At 76.4% G+C, this 645-nt stretch carries 2 protein-coding genes; both read left to right on the plus strand.

Annotation, left to right across the window (positions count from 1 at the left end; genetic code table 11):
* On the plus strand, nucleotides 1-352 hold a 352-nt coding region (locus APM_RS13265; protein WP_007423871.1), incomplete at its 5' end, for a TOBE domain-containing protein.
* Nucleotides 349-645 (plus strand): inositol monophosphatase family protein (locus APM_RS13270; RefSeq protein WP_007423872.1); only part of this gene is annotated, 297 nt, incomplete at its 3' end. The genes APM_RS13265 and APM_RS13270, both read left to right, overlap by 4 nt.

Below are 645 nucleotides of genomic sequence, written 5' to 3' on the forward strand. Positions count from 1 at the left end.
GGCGGAACTGCGCGGCCGGGTGCGGGACGCCGAGGCCGGGCTGGTCGAGCTGTGCGGGCGGGCGGTGCCCGCGGCGCGGGCGCGCGGGCTGGCGGCGGGGTCGGACGTGCATGTGCTGCTGCGGCCGGAGACGGTGCGGCTCGGCCCGCCGGGGGCGGCGGAGGCGTTGCTGGAGGGGGTGGTCGCCTCGCGGGTTTTCTTCGGCGCGCTGACGTCGATCCGCATCGAGGTGGATGGCGGCTTCAGTCTCGCGGCGGCGATGCCGAGTGCGGAGGCTGGCGCTGTGGCACAGGGCAGCCGAGTTTCGATCTGGTGGGACGGGGAGGCGCCGCGGGTGCTGGCCGCCGGATGATCCCCGAGGGCGCGATCGAGGCGGCGAAGGCCGCGGCGGAGGCCGCGCGGGCGGCGATCCGCCCGTATTTCCGCGCCGGCGTGGGTGCCGACGACAAGGCGGATGCGAGCCCGGTGACGGCGGCGGACCGGGCGGCGGAGACGGCGATGCGCGCGGCGCTGGCGCGGCACACGCCGGGGTTCGGGGTGATCGGCGAGGAATTCGGCGACGACCGGCGCGGGCGGTTCAACTGGGTGATCGACCCGATCGACGGGACGCGGGAGTTCATCACCGGGCGGGCGAGTTTCGTGACG

The organism is Acidiphilium sp. PM (genome assembly GCF_000219295.1).
GTDB classification, from domain to species: Bacteria; Pseudomonadota; Alphaproteobacteria; order Acetobacterales; family Acetobacteraceae; genus Acidiphilium; species Acidiphilium multivorum.